This is a genomic window from Shewanella psychropiezotolerans, from assembly GCF_007197555.1.
Taxonomy (GTDB): domain Bacteria; phylum Pseudomonadota; class Gammaproteobacteria; order Enterobacterales; family Shewanellaceae; genus Shewanella; species Shewanella psychropiezotolerans.
Map to the genome: position 1 here is coordinate 3,918,867 of NZ_CP041614.1, position 15,302 is coordinate 3,934,168.

16 protein-coding genes, 1 pseudogene and 1 riboswitch are annotated in these 15,302 nt (G+C 44.9%); of the genes and pseudogenes, 3 read left to right on the forward strand and 14 right to left on the reverse strand.

All coding sequences use genetic code 11. The features are described 5' to 3' along the window. The first annotated feature begins 9 nt into the window (after positions 1–9). A complete protein-coding gene (locus FM037_RS17450; RefSeq protein WP_144047024.1) occupies positions 10–2,328 on the forward strand; it encodes a glycoside hydrolase in 2,319 nt (772 codons plus the stop codon). Positions 2,329–2,694: 366 nt separating this feature from the next. Here FM037_RS17450 and FM037_RS29610 read toward each other — a convergent pair. The 5 genes and pseudogenes from FM037_RS29610 to FM037_RS17470 form a co-directional block, all read right to left on the reverse strand. Further along, positions 2,695–2,814 (reverse strand): annotated as a pseudogene (locus tag FM037_RS29610) (IS6 family transposase); the annotation flags it as partial. Between the two features lie 180 nt (positions 2,815–2,994). Beyond that, positions 2,995–3,384 (reverse strand): hypothetical protein, encoded by a 390-nt coding sequence (locus tag FM037_RS17455; RefSeq protein ID WP_144047025.1) that lies wholly within the window; start codon positions 3,382–3,384, stop codon positions 2,995–2,997. Positions 3,385–3,518: 134 nt separating this feature from the next. Then, the gene (locus tag FM037_RS17460) at positions 3,519–3,971 is read right to left on the reverse strand and encodes a hypothetical protein (RefSeq protein WP_144047026.1); all 453 of its coding nucleotides are present in this window, start codon (positions 3,969–3,971) and stop codon (positions 3,519–3,521) included. A gap of 172 nt (positions 3,972–4,143) precedes the next feature. After that, positions 4,144–4,767, reverse strand: coding sequence for a GNAT family N-acetyltransferase (locus FM037_RS17465; RefSeq protein WP_144049015.1), 624 nt, complete (start codon positions 4,765–4,767; stop codon positions 4,144–4,146). Between the two features lie 105 nt (positions 4,768–4,872). After that, the gene (locus tag FM037_RS17470) at positions 4,873–5,430 is read right to left on the reverse strand and encodes a GNAT family N-acetyltransferase (protein ID WP_227992535.1); all 558 of its coding nucleotides are present in this window, start codon (positions 5,428–5,430) and stop codon (positions 4,873–4,875) included. A 19-nt stretch (positions 5,431–5,449) separates the two neighbouring features. Between FM037_RS17470 and FM037_RS17475 the strand changes: the two genes are divergently transcribed. Both FM037_RS17475 and FM037_RS17480 read left to right on the forward strand, forming a co-directional pair. Beyond that, positions 5,450–6,079, forward strand: a complete 630-nt coding sequence (locus tag FM037_RS17475; RefSeq protein ID WP_144047027.1) for a chemotaxis protein — start codon at positions 5,450–5,452, stop codon at positions 6,077–6,079. 131 nt (positions 6,080–6,210) lie between these two features. Next, positions 6,211–6,951, forward strand: a complete 741-nt coding sequence (locus tag FM037_RS17480) for an oxygen-binding di-iron domain-containing protein (RefSeq protein WP_144047028.1) — start codon at positions 6,211–6,213, stop codon at positions 6,949–6,951. A 112-nt stretch (positions 6,952–7,063) separates the two neighbouring features. On the opposite strand, the gene FM037_RS17485 is transcribed toward FM037_RS17480, so the two are convergent. From FM037_RS17485 to hinT, 9 genes are all read right to left on the reverse strand, one after another. After that, positions 7,064–7,612 (reverse strand): NAD(P)H nitroreductase, encoded by a 549-nt coding sequence (locus FM037_RS17485; protein WP_144047029.1) that lies wholly within the window; start codon positions 7,610–7,612, stop codon positions 7,064–7,066. A gap of 156 nt (positions 7,613–7,768) precedes the next feature. Beyond that, a complete protein-coding gene (locus tag FM037_RS17490; RefSeq protein WP_144047030.1) occupies positions 7,769–8,380 on the reverse strand; it encodes an HvfX family Cu-binding RiPP maturation protein in 612 nt (203 codons plus the stop codon). 123 nt (positions 8,381–8,503) lie between these two features. Next, complete coding sequence (locus FM037_RS17495) at positions 8,504–9,547, reverse strand: phosphotransferase (protein ID WP_144049017.1); 1,044 nt, start codon at positions 9,545–9,547, stop codon at positions 8,504–8,506. Positions 9,548–9,599: 52 nt separating this feature from the next. Beyond that, a complete protein-coding gene (gene pnuC, locus FM037_RS17500; protein ID WP_144047031.1) occupies positions 9,600–10,241 on the reverse strand; it encodes a nicotinamide riboside transporter PnuC in 642 nt (213 codons plus the stop codon). 104 nt (positions 10,242–10,345) lie between these two features. Beyond that, complete coding sequence (locus FM037_RS17505; RefSeq protein WP_144047032.1) at positions 10,346–10,606, reverse strand: hypothetical protein; 261 nt, start codon at positions 10,604–10,606, stop codon at positions 10,346–10,348. A gap of 125 nt (positions 10,607–10,731) precedes the next feature. Further along, positions 10,732–12,906, reverse strand: a complete 2,175-nt coding sequence (locus tag FM037_RS17510; protein WP_144047033.1) for a TonB-dependent receptor — start codon at positions 12,904–12,906, stop codon at positions 10,732–10,734. A gap of 98 nt (positions 12,907–13,004) precedes the next feature. Beyond that, positions 13,005–13,122: riboswitch (TPP riboswitch) on the reverse strand. A gap of 138 nt (positions 13,123–13,260) precedes the next feature. Further along, entirely contained in the window at positions 13,261–13,650 is a 390-nt protein-coding gene (locus FM037_RS17515; protein ID WP_144047034.1) for a YcfL family protein, read from the reverse strand. A 160-nt stretch (positions 13,651–13,810) separates the two neighbouring features. Next, on the reverse strand, positions 13,811–14,833 hold the full coding sequence (locus tag FM037_RS17520; protein ID WP_144047035.1) for a PaaI family thioesterase: 1,023 nt from the start codon (positions 14,831–14,833) through the stop codon (positions 13,811–13,813). Between the two features lie 16 nt (positions 14,834–14,849). After that, on the reverse strand, positions 14,850–15,206 hold the full coding sequence (gene hinT / locus FM037_RS17525; RefSeq protein ID WP_144047036.1) for a purine nucleoside phosphoramidase: 357 nt from the start codon (positions 15,204–15,206) through the stop codon (positions 14,850–14,852). Positions 15,207–15,302 lie beyond the last annotated feature (96 nt).

The following is a 15,302-nucleotide window of genomic DNA, read 5'->3' on the forward strand; positions in this document are numbered from 1 at the left end:
CTCATAATTATGAATAAATCGATTTCAATTACACTTCTCTTGGCTGGCATTGGTCTGCCTTTTTCCGCTATCAGTGCTGAAACACAAAGCAAACTACCAAATCTTATCACTCTGCAAAATGGCGAACAGTCTATCGCTATTGATCCTAATTCTTTGCTAATTGATTGGTATACCCAAACTACCAATGTACAGATTAATGAATCCGCCCTTTTGGTGGAGAGTACTCGCCAACACGCCTCTCAGGTTATGCAAATTTCAGATAAGTCAGCTTCTTGGTTGTTAGAGCCTAGTAACATAATGGTGAATGCTACTTTTAATAAAGAGCTGAAAATCACTTTTGACCAGATGTCTAAAACCCCAATACCTCGTAATATGCCACTAACGTTGAAATGGTTCGATTTGCCTGACAGGCAAGCGAACGCCTTGCTTATGCCATTTAGTGAGGGGATGCGCATTCCAACGAACAACAAAACTTGGATGGAGTATATGGCAAGCAATTTCTCAAACTCGAATACGACCCAAAATCTTAAGATGCCATTTTGGAGTGTTGAAGTAACAGGAGAAACAAACCACTATGTCAGCTACCAACTAATTAATCCGACCAATAATCAGCTCAACTTTTCTATCTCCAATCAAAAACTAGATATGCAGGCAGAGCACCAATTCACTATGCTCAATCATCATGAGCCATTTGCAGTCTTGATCACTTTAGGGAATGATCAACTGGATGGTGCCAAACAGTATCGTCAGTGGCGTAAGCAACAAGGCTTGGCGACACCGCTATCGGAAAAGCTCGCTAGGCAACCTCAACTCAAGCATTTAATTGGCGCAAGTCATGTGTATTTATTTGGTGATGACGTTCTTGCAATAGAAGATGTTAAAGACTGGTGGGGGCTGAACGAATGGTACTTTACTCAAACGGAGTTAATGCTAACTAAAGATGCAAAGAAAGGACTCCTTAAACTGAGAAAGGGGACACGTTGGTTGAGCAAAAGCCACAAACGTTTGCTGGTTGAGAGTATAAACTTGTCTTTAACACGGCTTATTACGGTAGAGCAAACAGCTCCAAATAATAATGGTATAAAGCAGCAGTTCGAAGCAGCGCAAAAAAGAAAGGCGTGGCTAGTTACAAACGCCAATACCTATTTAATCGACGCAGAGCTGTGGGGACAGGGATTGTCGAAAGGCATGATCAACAACCTAATTGCTGCTGGACTTAGCAAGCTTTGGATCGGCTTAAATAAGTGGACGTCAGCCTTCTATCAGCCTCAAGTAGTAGATCAAGCCAAACAAGCGGGATACCTAATTGGTACCTACGATTCTTACAACACTGCCATTGCCAAAGGGATCAACGATTCTTGGCTCACGGCTCAACTCCCCAACGCTATGCGCGAGCAGTGTGCCATAGAAAAGGCTAACGGGCACAAGACAAAAGGATTTCGTGGCAATGGTTATTACTTAAACCCCGTCTGTGAGCGAGGCTATGTAGAGCAACGCATCAAAGATATAATCCATTATGGTCGTTTCAATAGCCTCTTTTTGGATGTTGATGCCACTGCAATGACAAGGGAAGACTACTCTCAAAATGGTGGGATGAACGAGACACAAATGCTTGATGCATTTAACCAGCGCATGGAATGGATAGCATCGAATCAAGACGTTGTATTAGGCTCTGAAGATGGTAACTCACTCACCACACAAGGCATTGCCTTTGCACATGGTATGGAAACTGTTGGTTTTGGCTGGACAGACAAAGACATGAAGATCAATCGCAAGTCACCTTATTTTCTGGGGGCTTGGTATCCTAAACATAAACCAGATTTTTTCTTCAAATCTGCTCGGGTGAAACAGCCATACAAGACCCTGTTTTTCTCCCCCCAATACAAGGTTCCACTGTATCAAACGGTATTTCATGATGAACTGATCAATAGCTACCATTGGCACAGTGACAGCTTAAAGTTATCTGATGTACAAGTAGAACGCGACTTAACGTCTCAGCTCTATAACACGCCTGCTATGGTACATCTGAGCCGGGATGAAGCAAAACACGTTGATTCACCACGAATTAAAGCGTTGCAGCACTATCAACAAGCTTTTTTACCCATCCATCAAATGCTATGGGACAAAGCTATGACAGACTTTAAATGGCTTGATAAACAGGGCTTATTGCAACAAACAACCTTTAGTGATGGAAGTATCATCATTGCTAACTTTTCTCAAACCGATATACGTTTAGCGGACAATCGGGGCATTCCATCGACTTCTATTGTTGCTCTTTTGAGTGATGATACCGTGATCGAATGGACACCTTCAATCTATGTTGAATAGGTGTGTAGACAGAGTAGCCTGATAAGGCTATCCAGAGATTGGATGAGCATACGAACAGTTTAATCAGGTACTTTTAAAGATTTAAGGTCCATGTACTCAGCTCGAATATAACTCTCCAAATGATATTTTCTAGAGCATTTTCCTGCAGCACAAGTATGACCACCATGTGCATTTCGGCTCTGAAGTGCCCCTCCAGAGCCACGTCAGAACACCATCAATACTTTAGGTTATTTCGTTATTATCAGATTCTTCCTTGAAAGAACTACAAGGCTGTGCTGATGGGAGCTATGGTCAAATCTGGTGTATGGAGATTCAAGCGACGCTCTGTTCTAGATCTTCTATTTCTCTCATTCCATCTGTAGATTTCACTCCTCTGACAACATCAGCGAGGAGCCTGTAACCTTTCAATCGGGAGCCATACCAACGAACAGACCAAAGGATCACCTCAGCAGCAAAGTGTTTCCATTTAAATTCAGGGTTGCTCATGGTGTGACGACTCTAAGAAGTAAACGGGTATATTTACCAATATCATCTGTTTTTGCAACAACCCCCCTCAACATCTAGAGAAAGTTTTACTCGCTGGATTATGTAGCTCGACTAAATAATAAACACTCGGTCGCCCTGGTGTTAATCCAAGTATTGCAGAGCAAAAATGATGGTGAGCGCTTAGGTAAGATAGATCCCCATTAGGCTCAAGGCCGAGATACTTGAAAACAGAGTCCATTGGAAAAGATGCTTGAAGGGAGAGTTAATCTCACTAAAGAAGGCGAAATAGATCTGCCAGACCGAAAAAAGTGCGAAGTTAAGTGCAACGAAAAGTACTAGACTAATGCCTTGCATATATGACACAAGATCTAAACCGCAGACGGCTAATACCAGAGTCGATAACACCAAAAATGCCGACACATAATGAAATACACAGTGCATGACAGCTTTAGCCACGGGATCGAAAGACGCTGCTAGCATAGGGTTAAGGTACTGCCTCACACCATAGGTAAAGTGACCGATACAGGTCAAGAAACCAAGAATTGCAGCAGCGATAAAGTAGTAATTCATAGACGTCCTCACGTTTAATCTGTGTCAATAATGAGTGACACTATTCAGATAGACAGATCTGAGCACATTTTTATTGCAAAAAAAGAGCCTTGTGGCTCTTTTTTTAAATGACGACTATTTCTAGCACAGCCAAATTACATGGTCGCCATGATCCAATAGTCCAAGCGCTTCTGCGGTTCTGCAAGTAAAGTTTTACAGCTGTCCTTATACTTGCCCATCAAACCTCGTAAGCTCTTGTTATCCGGCAGTGACGCCAACTGCTTCTGCTGAACGTTCGATAACACATCGGCGACATCTTCTTTAGCCTGATACTCTTCTGCAATCGAGATGGCCTTGGCCGATGAACTCTTCAATCGCTCACCTACTACCTGCATCTGAGGCGCATTCATAGCTGCTATGGCATCGGAACTTATCTGGTAATAGGATGCACACTCGATCACTTCATTGCTGAATATAATTTCAGCTTCGCTAGGAGCAGCAGAAACAGAAAGCGGTGCCAGACATAAAATAGGGAAAATAAGACTATGTTTAATTTGACTAATACGTCGATTCTTAATCGATACTAAGCGAGTAACTGAACTCGGCATTGGGGATCCCTTTTCTTGTGATACGGCTTCACCTGAAATGAAACGGCTCTAAGGCGTAACTCGTGACCTCGACTATATTCAGACAGCCTTAGTTAATCAAGCGCTATATAAGTTAACGCCATTATTCTTGTTCATAGCGAGTCAAGAGTTAATCAATTCCAACATAAGTTAATCAAGGATTCTGCATCTTATTTTGCTGCAATCTATGCTTCAAATGTTGTTTCACCGTCGACCACTCACTGTCAATAATCGAGTAAATGACAGTATCTCTGACTGTGCCGTCCTGCAAAATTTGATGATTTCTCAGCACACCATCTTGCTTAGCACCGAGGCGAGTAATCGCTTCTCTGGAAGCCTGATTATGCCAGTGGGTTCTAAACTCCACCGCCATGACATCTAAGGTTTCAAATGCATAAGTGAGCAGCAATAGCTTAGCCTCGGTGTTGATCCCTGTCTTCTGGGCTCGCTTAGCATACCAGGTATGGCCAATCTCGAGTCGCCGATTCACCTGATCCCATGAGCAGATCCGAGTCGAGCCTATCAACTCTCCCGAGCGCTTATCTCTCACCGCAAAAGCCAGGGCTTCACCTCGCTGTTCGGCTGCGATAGCCGTTTCAATATAAGATTTCATCTCATCTGGGTGTGGCACCGAGGTATACCAGAGTTGCCAGAGCTCCCCATCTGCCACCGCCAGAGATAAAGCAGGAACATGCTCGAGAGTTAAAGGTTCAAGCACCATATATTCGCCCGATAAGCACTCGCTTCGCTCTGTACTATCCAATCTACTCTCCTTCATCATTACCGTAATGACTCGTTTAATATGAAATTATTATTGAACTATATAACTTGGACCATACTCAGGGTTATTCATCAGGACTCTTTATTAGAGCTATTCATTAGGCTAGGTTAATTGATAAAGCAAGACCTCTGAATTGTCCTCTTCCCACATCATAATCGAATCGAATGCCATACCCACCTTCTCTAACACTGAGATCGAGGCTGTGTTACCCGGACTCACGACACCCAAGAGGCGTGAAATAGAGAGATCTCTACTGTGGCGAACTACCGCCAGAGCCGATTCGACCGCATAGCCTCTACCCCAGAACGCAGGCAGAAACGCATAACCTAGGTCCGGAGAGTCGAGCACAGAACGTTTGACTAAGCCGCTGAGCCCTATCGACTCTCCGCTCGATTTTAATTCCACCACATAGAGGCCGAAGCCATGTTGTTGGTAGCTGGAAATCGGCCCATCGAGAAGATAGGTCTGTGCATGACAAAGATCTCTGACACCACGATCGCCTATGTTGGCGATAAAGCCAGGGGTGTTTAACAAATCCAAGATAAACTCAACATCGGTCAATACGGCATGCCTGAGAATGAGTCTAGTTGTTTCCAAAATAATCAATTTTATCCCAGCTCCTTTGACAAAGTTTATATCGACTATACTTGTTTCAGTCATGCAGAGGAAGCCCGTCACTATGTCAAGGAAGCGCACTCAAGTCAGTCAATATTATGTGATTGCAGCCGTTGTCGCCGCTGAGCTAAACCACACCTTAGCCCACTGTAAACAGATTAACCTTACCGCGAGCAATGCTCAGGCAGCGTCATCTCGAGTCGGTAATGCTGCCTTAGGATTTAAAGCATTAACCGGCTTTATCGATGACTTGGCCTGTTACACCATGAAGGCGGCGACCGACATCAACATTCTCGCCCATAGCGCGAGTAAGATGGCAACGGATACTGCCAGAGCTGCTGCAGCGCTCAAACACTTCGAAAAAGCAAAACTCAAAGCCATCGATGCTAAATACTCAGCCAGTATGGATTCCGCCGTGGCTCAGACAGTGAGTAACTACAACAAACTACAGAAATCATTCCAAGCCTTGATTAACCAGATGGAGCAGCAACTCCATGAGCTGAAAAGAAACCTGAGAACCGCCAATATTCTTGCATCTATTTGTAGAATCGAAGCCTGCAGGGTGGATGTGGCTAATCAGGCAACCTTTAATGATGTGGCCAACAGGGTCGATAGTGTCGCGAACCTGATACGTCAACGGGTCGATAATGCCATCGCCCTGTTTGATACTTCAGCTTCTAAAAAAGCCGCTTAAACCATTCACTTTCACATGTGTAAGCAGTTAACCCTTATTAATTTAACACTAAGGTTTAATGCTGAGGTTTTAAAGACCAATTTACATATCCATTAACAAACAGTCGCTTTAAAGACAGGGAGCTTTTACAAATGAAGAGTCAGCTTATCGTTGAAACCCCCACTCATCAGTGGATCTACTTTGGAAGGGATCCAGAGAAGCCGGATAAAATCATAGATACCAATCAATATATGCTAGTGACTGAAAAAAAAGCCCTCTTGATGGATCCCGGCGGAATTGAATTATTTGCTCCCATGCTAGCCAATATTGTCAAACACATCCCCCTCGAGCAACTGACTCATCTGTTTGCCTCCCATCAAGATCCGGATATTATCTCGTCTCTCGGGCTCTGGGATCAGACCCTACCGGGGGCAAAACTTTACTCTCCATGGCTTTGGGAGGGGTTTATTCGTCATTTTGGCATGCACAATATCAGTTATGAGGCTATCCCAGATGAAGGCAGCAGACTGTTGCTCGATCAAGTCGAAGTGCAATTTATCCCAGCCCACTACTTGCATGCCTCGGGAAACTTTCATGTATATGACCCCGCCGCTCGAGTCCTGATGTCAGGAGATATAGGCGCGGCCTTAGAAGATCATGATGTCGATATTTTTGTCGATGACTTCGACGCTCATGTCAAAAAGATGAAATTTTTCCATCAGAGATGGATGCCATCAAACAGCGCGAAGAATGATTGGATTAATCGGGTACGTAAACTCGATATCGATTTCCTCTGCCCTCAACATGGCAGGATTTTCAAAGGAGAACAGGTGGGGCAATTTCTTGATTGGTTTGAGCAACTCGATGTCGGTCAGGCCATTTCGAATACCTGATTAATGATTAAAGCTTGATAAGCTATTTGCACTCAAATAATACAGCCCATGACCTTAAGGTTATGGGCTGTATTATTACTAACGTAAAATAGTATGGCTTAGACTGGCATCACTAGAGGTAGCGGGCAAACTCACTGCCACTCTTACCCGGCTTCAAGGGCGCTTTTACCGCTTGAGTCCCCAGATACAGAAATCCGACAATTTGATCGCCATCAGATAAGCCTAAGCTTAGATGCACTCGTTTATCGAACGCCAAATCACCCGTTCGCCAAATTCCACCAAGCCCGAGGGAAAATGCAGCCTGCTGCATCGCCATAGTCGAACATCCGGCCGCGATCAACTGCTCAAGCTCAGGGACTTTCCCGTGAGGTTGAGGCTTAGCCACCACCACTATGATCATGGGAGCCCTCAATGGCATAGACTGAGTCTTCGCCTGCTTCGCCTCATCCGCCCCATTCTCAATTGCCGCTTGTAAGAAAATATCTCCCAGACGATTCAGGCCTTCACCCTGAGCGATAATGAATTCCCAAGGTGATAATCCCCCATGATCGGGCACTCGCACACCAGCATCTAAGATGACTTTCAGTTGAGATTCATCGGGAGCGGGTGCTATAAGGCGTGGGCAAGATTGGCGAGTCAGTAATAATTCAGTCGCGTCCAAGAGTATTTCCTTCTGTGAATGGGCTTGAATAATTCAAGTTATGTAACTTTGGTTTACCGGGAAGAATAACAAAGACGCAAATAAAAATCCCACCAATGTGGTGGGATTTACAGTATCAACAAACTGAAAATGTCACTTTATGGAGCTGTATTCAAGCTATAAACTACTATCAGGATAGCGTTTAGACACTCCCTTACGGATGAAGTAATCCACACTGGTATAACGTCCTCCACCTATCATAATCAAGGCGAGCAACATGATTGAATACGTTATCGCGAACTCGATACCATTATTTAAGATGACAAAATTACCTGAGCTAGTCAGCCATTCATAATTGCCATGCTCCTGTAAAATAGTCTTAGCGGCACTGAGCTTCTCACCCGCAGCCAGTACCTGATCATTTGCCAACCAGGAACCCCCATCGGCTATGGCTAACCAGCCATTATTCCAATGCACGGAAAAAGCCGCCACTAACATGGTAGCGAGTAGAGGTATGGAGATTAACCGAGTTCCTAGACCAATAATCAGCAGGAAACCTCCAACAAACTCGGTCCCCGCCGCCATAGTCACCATCACTTCAGGCATAGGCAGACCTAACCCCCAATCAGGGTTGCCAAACCAGGCCACAGTGTCACTGAAATGAGATAACTTATTATATCCCGCTTGCATCAACACAGGTGCCAAGTACAAACGTAAGGCTAAGGGGGCAATACCCGATACCTGTTTCACCACATTTAAAAACTTCTGATACGCATTAACCACTAACATGTTTACTCCTTACAAATACTATTGTCAGAATAGACCATATTGAGAGGGAATATCTTTCATCTTTATACCAATCTCAGAGTAAAAAGTGCTAATGCTCTGGTTACTACGGCAGTGCCTTCTCGCTTAGGGTAAAATTAACGAATAAAACTGACTGAAACAATCCAGGTATTTTGTCCCATGTTCAGAGCTTGAATCTCTGGGTAAATCTAAGACTTCAGCTACCTCTATTTCAGTTTCAGCGTCTGCAGCCATCAGCAGGGACCAACAAGCGGAAAACACCCAATAGATATTGATTGCCGCTGGCAATGCTGCTTTGGCGTCAAGGGTCAAATTCGGATGATTATCCAGATAGGCGTCGATTAAAAAATGCCGTTGGGCCGTTGACAGGGCATGACTAGATAGCACGCCTGCCAGATCGAATAACGGATGTGAACTGCAGGCATATTCAAAATCTATGCATTGAAGTCGGCCATTTTTAAACAATAAGTTATGGGGGTTAAGATCTCTATGGCTGTATTGTTCCCCCAATGCGCAGGCATCGAGTTCATCTAACCATTGGCTGATGTCGTCTCTAAGCGACAGGAGTTGAAGATGTTTCTCCCGCCACTCGGTGTGCTGGCGGCACTCATTGCCCTGAGCTTGCTCATTACAAATTTTGCTCCATATATCATACATAGAAGCCTGATAAATGGACCACTGCCTGGATACACTGAGACTGTTTTCAGGACATTCTAGCCCGGCTAACTCAGTCAATAGTAGCAATAGCGCTGACTCGGCGCCGGGCCATGGTATCGACTCATCGATAAGAGGGTGCGCCGATTTTGCGGTGATCAACTTGCCCCAACTGTGCCCCTCCTCTTGCTCGATATATTCACTGAGATAATATTTATTATCATCACTGACAAAAAACAAATCTGGTGCTAGCCCCCTTTCTGCCACTATCTTCCAGTTTCTCACCTCGGCGTCGCGATCACAAATCTGACTACTCGCCGATGAGTTCACTCGCAATACCCAACTGATATGTCGATCTCGAATCAAGTAATTTTGATTACTCAGCCCCTCAGCCAACACAGAAACTGAAACAGAAGAGGACAGCACTAAGCCTGCACTTTGCAGTCCAGTCTTAACATCCTGCGGCAAACTCGTTAATAGTAAGGATTGCTTCATCACATCCAATATCTCATGCTATATCTCATGTTATATATGTCATATTCTCGATCTATTGAGCCAATGCAATTTTCTGTTCACGCATCGCCGTGCGCCATAAGAAATAACCACCTATGGCCATACCCACATACAAGATAAATAACAGTGACGTTAGCATGAGCCCTTTTTGCAGATAAAGATAGATGGAGACGAAATCGATCACCACCCAATAAAGCCAATTTTCTAGCACCTTCTTTGCAACTAAATACGTCGTCATCACAGCAAAACACGTGGTCGCGGCATCGAGGTAGGCATAGGAAGCTTGGGTATAGGTAGCCATTAAATAGCCCACGACCACTGAAATGCTAGCGGTTGTGAGTATAAGCAGAATATGGCGTCTCAGACTCCAGGAAATGACTTCAATGCCAGAATCATCTCCTTTTCCCTTTGACCACTGACGAAAACCATAGAACGCCATCGCCATGTAGTACACATTGAGCACAGACTCCATCAATAGCGACACTTTCCAGAAGAGCGCCGTGTAGATTGCCGTGCTGGCGAACGCGGCAAACCAACACCAGATATTGCCCTTCATGGCCAGTATCAGGTAGGCCGCGGCTAGCACAACGGCTACGGCCTCCCAGGCCGTTAATGCTGTTGCCTGGATTAATGCACCATCTATTGTGCTCATGAGCGCGGACCAAAAATCTATCATCACTTTTTCCGAAATAATACTTTGCTAACGTAAAACAGATGCTCGCCAGACTCTTACAAGTCAAGCGAGCATAGGCTAAACATCATATATATGACGCAAGACACTTATTGAGTGTGTGACAAATCCAACTCACCACCAATAAACTTACATACAAACACGGCCTTACCCCACTTTTCATGGGCAGCCTGCATCTCAGTCGCCAGCATAGCCATCACATCGCCATACTCACCACACACCTGAGTGGCCATGGCATTGGTCTTACGTTCAATATTTTCATAGCTATCCAGACGGTCGATAAACCATAGGATAGGATCCAGGTAGTTATCTTGCAGCGGGTAACAACTTATCTCGGCGGTTAATTTCATTTCTCGACCTCAGGTGGCACTCTTTTCAGAAGGAGCCACCACAATTAAATAAAAAACACATGTCTGCTTGCACTAGCTATGCTTTCAGCCGCTAGCGGCCGCAATTTAATCCCGTAGGGAGTGAATTACATGAACTTGACGTTAACAGTCAATCCTAACTGGCGTGGATCACCATAGCGTATATATTGCTTGTCTGCCCAGTCTTGATCTGGCTCATTACCAAAGTAAAAGCCTCGAGTGCCGTATTGCTCATCAAACAGGTTCTTGCCCCAAAGATAAGCCGACCAGACATCAGTCTCATATCCGACACGGGCATTGAAGATAGTGTAGGCCTGTGATTTTGACTCATTACTGTCTGAGTAGTAAAACTCACTCTTACCACTGGTGGTCAAGTTCGCGAACCAACCTGAATCGGTACGATAGGTCGCTCCTGCACTGTAAGTGAAGTTAGGTGAATGGGCCAGCTCACGACCGGTTAGATCCACTGTCCCACCGTACTTGTCCTGATAAGCATAATCACCATAAGCTGTCTCAAGCCAACCAAGACTCGCATACAGCTTGAGATTATCTGTCGCATACCAATTCCCTTCTAGCTCGGCGCCATAGTTGTGTGAGCTACCTGCGTTCTCGGTATACAGGATAAATTTTTGCGGCTCTTCTGGATTTTGTTGAGACGCTGAAACCTGCTGGTCGCGCCTATCCATGTAGAATAGAGAGAAATTAGTGCTGGCATCACCATCGAGCCAGCGTGATTTAAGCCCTATCTCATAATTATATAAGGTTTCGGTATCATACTCTTTCTTGTCTGACAGCTCCGCTGGCAATGACATGTTGAAACCACCCGCCTTATAACCACGAGCTATGCGCGCATAGGTTTCATGACTGCTGTTTAACGCCTTACTCAGGGCAATATGTCCGCCCCACATGGTTTCACCTGGGCTAAACTCATCACCAGCACTGTCGCTGTAATCACCGTCTCGACGTTCGACTCTAAGGCCAAAAGACAAGGCGTAACCCGCACCGAGATCTGAGTCTAACTGGCCAAATACGGCAGTATTATTCGCTTCATATTCGGCAGCAAGCGTGTCTAACCAGCCGTTATAGTCTTCAACTGTGTCGTTGTCTTCAGTTAAGCGCATACCATAAACACCCAGTAACCAATCTGTGCTACCAGAAAAGATACGTCCAGCTTCAGTTGAGCTGAATCTAAACTCTTGGCTAATGGTATTTCGCTCCCCTTCTTTATCCCAGGTATAATCGAATTGGCAAGGCTCGCCGCCACAATCGAGTCCGCCCCAGTAATCAGGGTTTGCCCAGTCACCATCATAATTATGGTGAGTCTGAGAGTTAGCATATGATGTTAAAGAAACGATTTCGAACTGCTCGGCACCTGAATAGGTAAACTTAAGCGAGCTACCTGTGGTGCGCTGCTTATCGACGCCTGGCGCGTCTGTTAGGGTATTTTCGCCATTGTTATCTAAGGTCCACACATCATAGCCATTATCATAATCGGCGTGAAGTAAGGTAAAATCAATCTCCAAATCGTCGCTGGCATACCAACGCAATTTCGCCCGGCCGGTAAACTCATCCCGGGCATTGGTATCGTCGCGGTTCAGATAGAGGTTGTTTTGATAGCCGTTCTGTTGATGTTGCTGCAAAGAGACACGGTAAAGTAATTTGCCGGAATCCGTCAAAGGCCCAGAGCTAAAGCCGCTAAAAGTCGTCAGGTTATCATCCCCCACCGACACTTCAGCCCCATGCTCAAACACATCGGTTGGGTCATTACTCTTAAGGTATATCAAACCCGCTAAGGCATTAGCGCCGTAGCGCGTTCCTTGTGGACCACGCAGCACTTCTACCTGCTGCAGATCGTACATACTGGAAATCATGCCCAGACCTGACATGTCGATATCATCGATAATGTAACCAACAGATGAATTCGGCGCACCTTGGTATTCCTCCTGCTCGCCGACACCACGAATTTGGAAGTATTTAGGACGAGAGCTGCCGCCGGACCAGTTAAAGTTCGCGATGGAGTTAAGCACATCTTCAAAATGCTGCGCGCCTTCGTCTTCTATCTGCTGCTGATCGATAATCGTAATACTCGACGGCATTTTATCCAGTGTCGAGCCGCGAAAATCAGAGGTCACCACGATGACTTCCATCTCATCGGAAGGTGTCTCAGTTGGTTCAGAAGCGAAAGCGTTTGGGCTGATTAGTGCGGTCGATACCGCGAGCGCTACCGGAGAGAATCTCTTCAAGACGGTAGAATCGAAACATAAAGATTTAAGTGTAAACATAGGACCCCAAATTATAATTTTTGAGATCCGGCAACTGGAAAAGCGAGAAAGGATGTTGTGGTCGACTACAGATGTTCTTAACAGACACCTCGAAAGCATCAAACCTATTGGCCCATTCCTACGCCGGTATTAGCCGGATCAGGTTCAAAGGGTTTGTCATCTGACATCTCAGAAACTGGTATATAAGAAATAACAGTCTCACCCCTTGGCAGGCGGGATTATACATGAATAAAACAAGGTTTTGACAAAGATATGTCATCAAGTGATGAATTTACACACACTTGGATCACAAAAAACGTCAGCCTAGCTGACGTTTTTCAATTTCATTGCAATACGCATTTAATCAACAAAAGATTAATTAGAGAAAGCTTTTCTCACATATAGCTCATAGCGAACGGCATTTGCATTGGGCGCAACCGCCATAACTTGCATACGCTGCATGCCATGCAACTTCAATGATTTCCATGGGCTGGCTTCATCTTCCAAGGTAAAACCGTTTATGTCATACCAGGTAAACTTGTATTGCAGTCTTAAATCTGTGGAGACCTTACTCATGATCACCCCAGAGCCTTGCAGTAGATCGCCCTGTTGACGGGCCTTTAATTGCTCGACTCCCACTTCACGAGCGAAACTACTGTTATCTACTCTGACTTCACCGGTAGAGCTGCCCATCACACCCGCAGTGTGCTGAGCGCAAGCCGTGAAAATAAGGGCCGATGCTAAGACCAAAACGATTTTTTTCATTTCATTCGCTCCAAATTAATTTAGCCCTATGGATAAGGGCTAATCATTATCTACTTATTATAAGTGAGTGTTTATAAGAGGAGCTTAACCTAAACTCGCGCTAAGGTTAACCACCCCCAATTATCACTACTGACAATATATTTGTCAGTACCAGTCAAAATTAGTCGATCAAAAAGTGAGCCCTGGCGGTAGCGATAAGTTTCTTTCTGTTGGTTTGCCAACAGTTAATACTCACATTCGCAACCCGGCGCCCCTGTCTGGTGATCTTACATTCTGCAAAGGTATCTTTATGGTATCCCGCTCTCAAGTAGTCAATGGAAAAATCCACCACCTTAGGCACTCTTGAGGTATGCATAAACACCATGAGTTGCACAATCGCAGACATCTCCATAAAGCCGGCAATGACGCCACCATGGATAGCTGGCAGTGTAGGATTACCGATATTCTCATCTTTTGCTGGCAATCTAAACACTAACTCATCACCGAAGCGCTCCACATTCATACCGATAAAATCAGTATAGGGAACGTGAGCGAGAAGATGACCGAAGTCGTTGAGTGCTGTCGCCTGCTTGACTATTTTTTTAACATCGAGTTCTTTAACGTCTAACTCTTTTATATCAGGAGCCAAAAGATTAGATGCTATTGTCTCAAGCACACCGTTTTTAACTTCAAGGGACTCTGAAGTCTGACCTTGTTGACCTAAGAGAGCCTGACGAAACTCATCGCCAATCATTTCCGGGCTTATCCGCATAAAAGAGCCAACGGCATGTGCTATCGGGTCATCGATAGAGTCTTGATAAGCTATGGCTCGAGTGAAAGAGACGCTGGATGAAATTTTATAGCACTCGGCGAAGCCATACACTGGCTTATTGGGATCCGCAGGCTTCATGTAATCCACTCGAAGATCGAGTGTTGGCGAGAGTTCCAGTGATTGATATTTATCATAGATAGCGCAAACCACAGCACTACCACAGGCGGTATCCATCAAGGTGGTGATCACTCCACCGTGAATAACACCGGTATCCGGATAACCAATCAGCTGCTTATTATATGGCAGCTCAATGAGTACGTGATGCTCGCTGGCTTCGTGCACCTTTAATTTTAAACGGCGACATTGGGCCAGTTGATCCACAAAGCGAGTTGCGATTTGCGTCAATGGGAAAAAATCTGAATTGACCTGCATGACTATTCGCTCTCTACTAGCTGTTAATGCTTAACATTGGACCTAAAGAGCAACCACCCAGTAAGTGCATATGTATGTGAAACACCTCTTGACCGCCGTGCTTATTACAATTCATTATGATGCGATAGCCATCTTCGGCAATCCCCGCCTCTTCAGCCAATTTCGCTGCGACTGTGACCATACGACCTAACGCCTTCTCATCCGATGCTTTTACATCGTTTGTCGTCGGGATCAAATGATTTGGGATGATCAATATGTGGGTCGGCGCTCTGGCATTGATGTCTCTGAATGCCGTGACTAAATCGTCTTGATATAGGATATCTGCGGGAATTTCACGTCGAATGATTTTGCTAAAAATGGTTTCTTCAGCCATCTGACTGTCCTCTTTTCTTTAGGGTTGCCACAGTATACGCATAAATTTATAACTTGTGAGGATATGGGAGTAAAGAGTAAAAACAACCGACTACAA

Coding starts and splice junctions, on each gene's coding strand:
- FM037_RS17450 (WP_144047024.1), top strand. CDS start 10: ATGAATAAATCGATTTCAATTACACTTCTCTTGGCTGGCATTGGTCTG.
- FM037_RS17455 (WP_144047025.1), bottom strand. CDS start 3,384: ATGAATTACTACTTTATCGCTGCTGCAATTCTTGGTTTCTTGACCTGT.
- FM037_RS17460 (WP_144047026.1), bottom strand. CDS start 3,971: ATGCCGAGTTCAGTTACTCGCTTAGTATCGATTAAGAATCGACGTATT.
- FM037_RS17465 (WP_144049015.1), bottom strand. CDS start 4,767: ATGAAGGAGAGTAGATTGGATAGTACAGAGCGAAGCGAGTGCTTATCG.
- FM037_RS17470 (WP_227992535.1), bottom strand. CDS start 5,430: ATGACTGAAACAAGTATAGTCGATATAAACTTTGTCAAAGGAGCTGGG.
- FM037_RS17475 (WP_144047027.1), top strand. CDS start 5,450: ATGTCAAGGAAGCGCACTCAAGTCAGTCAATATTATGTGATTGCAGCC.
- FM037_RS17480 (WP_144047028.1), top strand. CDS start 6,211: ATGAAGAGTCAGCTTATCGTTGAAACCCCCACTCATCAGTGGATCTAC.
- FM037_RS17490 (WP_144047030.1), bottom strand. CDS start 8,380: ATGTTAGTGGTTAATGCGTATCAGAAGTTTTTAAATGTGGTGAAACAG.
- FM037_RS17495 (WP_144049017.1), bottom strand. CDS start 9,547: ATGAAGCAATCCTTACTATTAACGAGTTTGCCGCAGGATGTTAAGACT.
- pnuC (WP_144047031.1), bottom strand. CDS start 10,241: ATGATAGATTTTTGGTCCGCGCTCATGAGCACAATAGATGGTGCATTA.
- FM037_RS17505 (WP_144047032.1), bottom strand. CDS start 10,606: ATGAAATTAACCGCCGAGATAAGTTGTTACCCGCTGCAAGATAACTAC.
- FM037_RS17510 (WP_144047033.1), bottom strand. CDS start 12,906: ATGTTTACACTTAAATCTTTATGTTTCGATTCTACCGTCTTGAAGAGA.
- FM037_RS17515 (WP_144047034.1), bottom strand. CDS start 13,650: ATGAAAAAAATCGTTTTGGTCTTAGCATCGGCCCTTATTTTCACGGCT.
- FM037_RS17520 (WP_144047035.1), bottom strand. CDS start 14,833: ATGCAGGTCAATTCAGATTTTTTCCCATTGACGCAAATCGCAACTCGC.
- hinT (WP_144047036.1), bottom strand. CDS start 15,206: ATGGCTGAAGAAACCATTTTTAGCAAAATCATTCGACGTGAAATTCCC.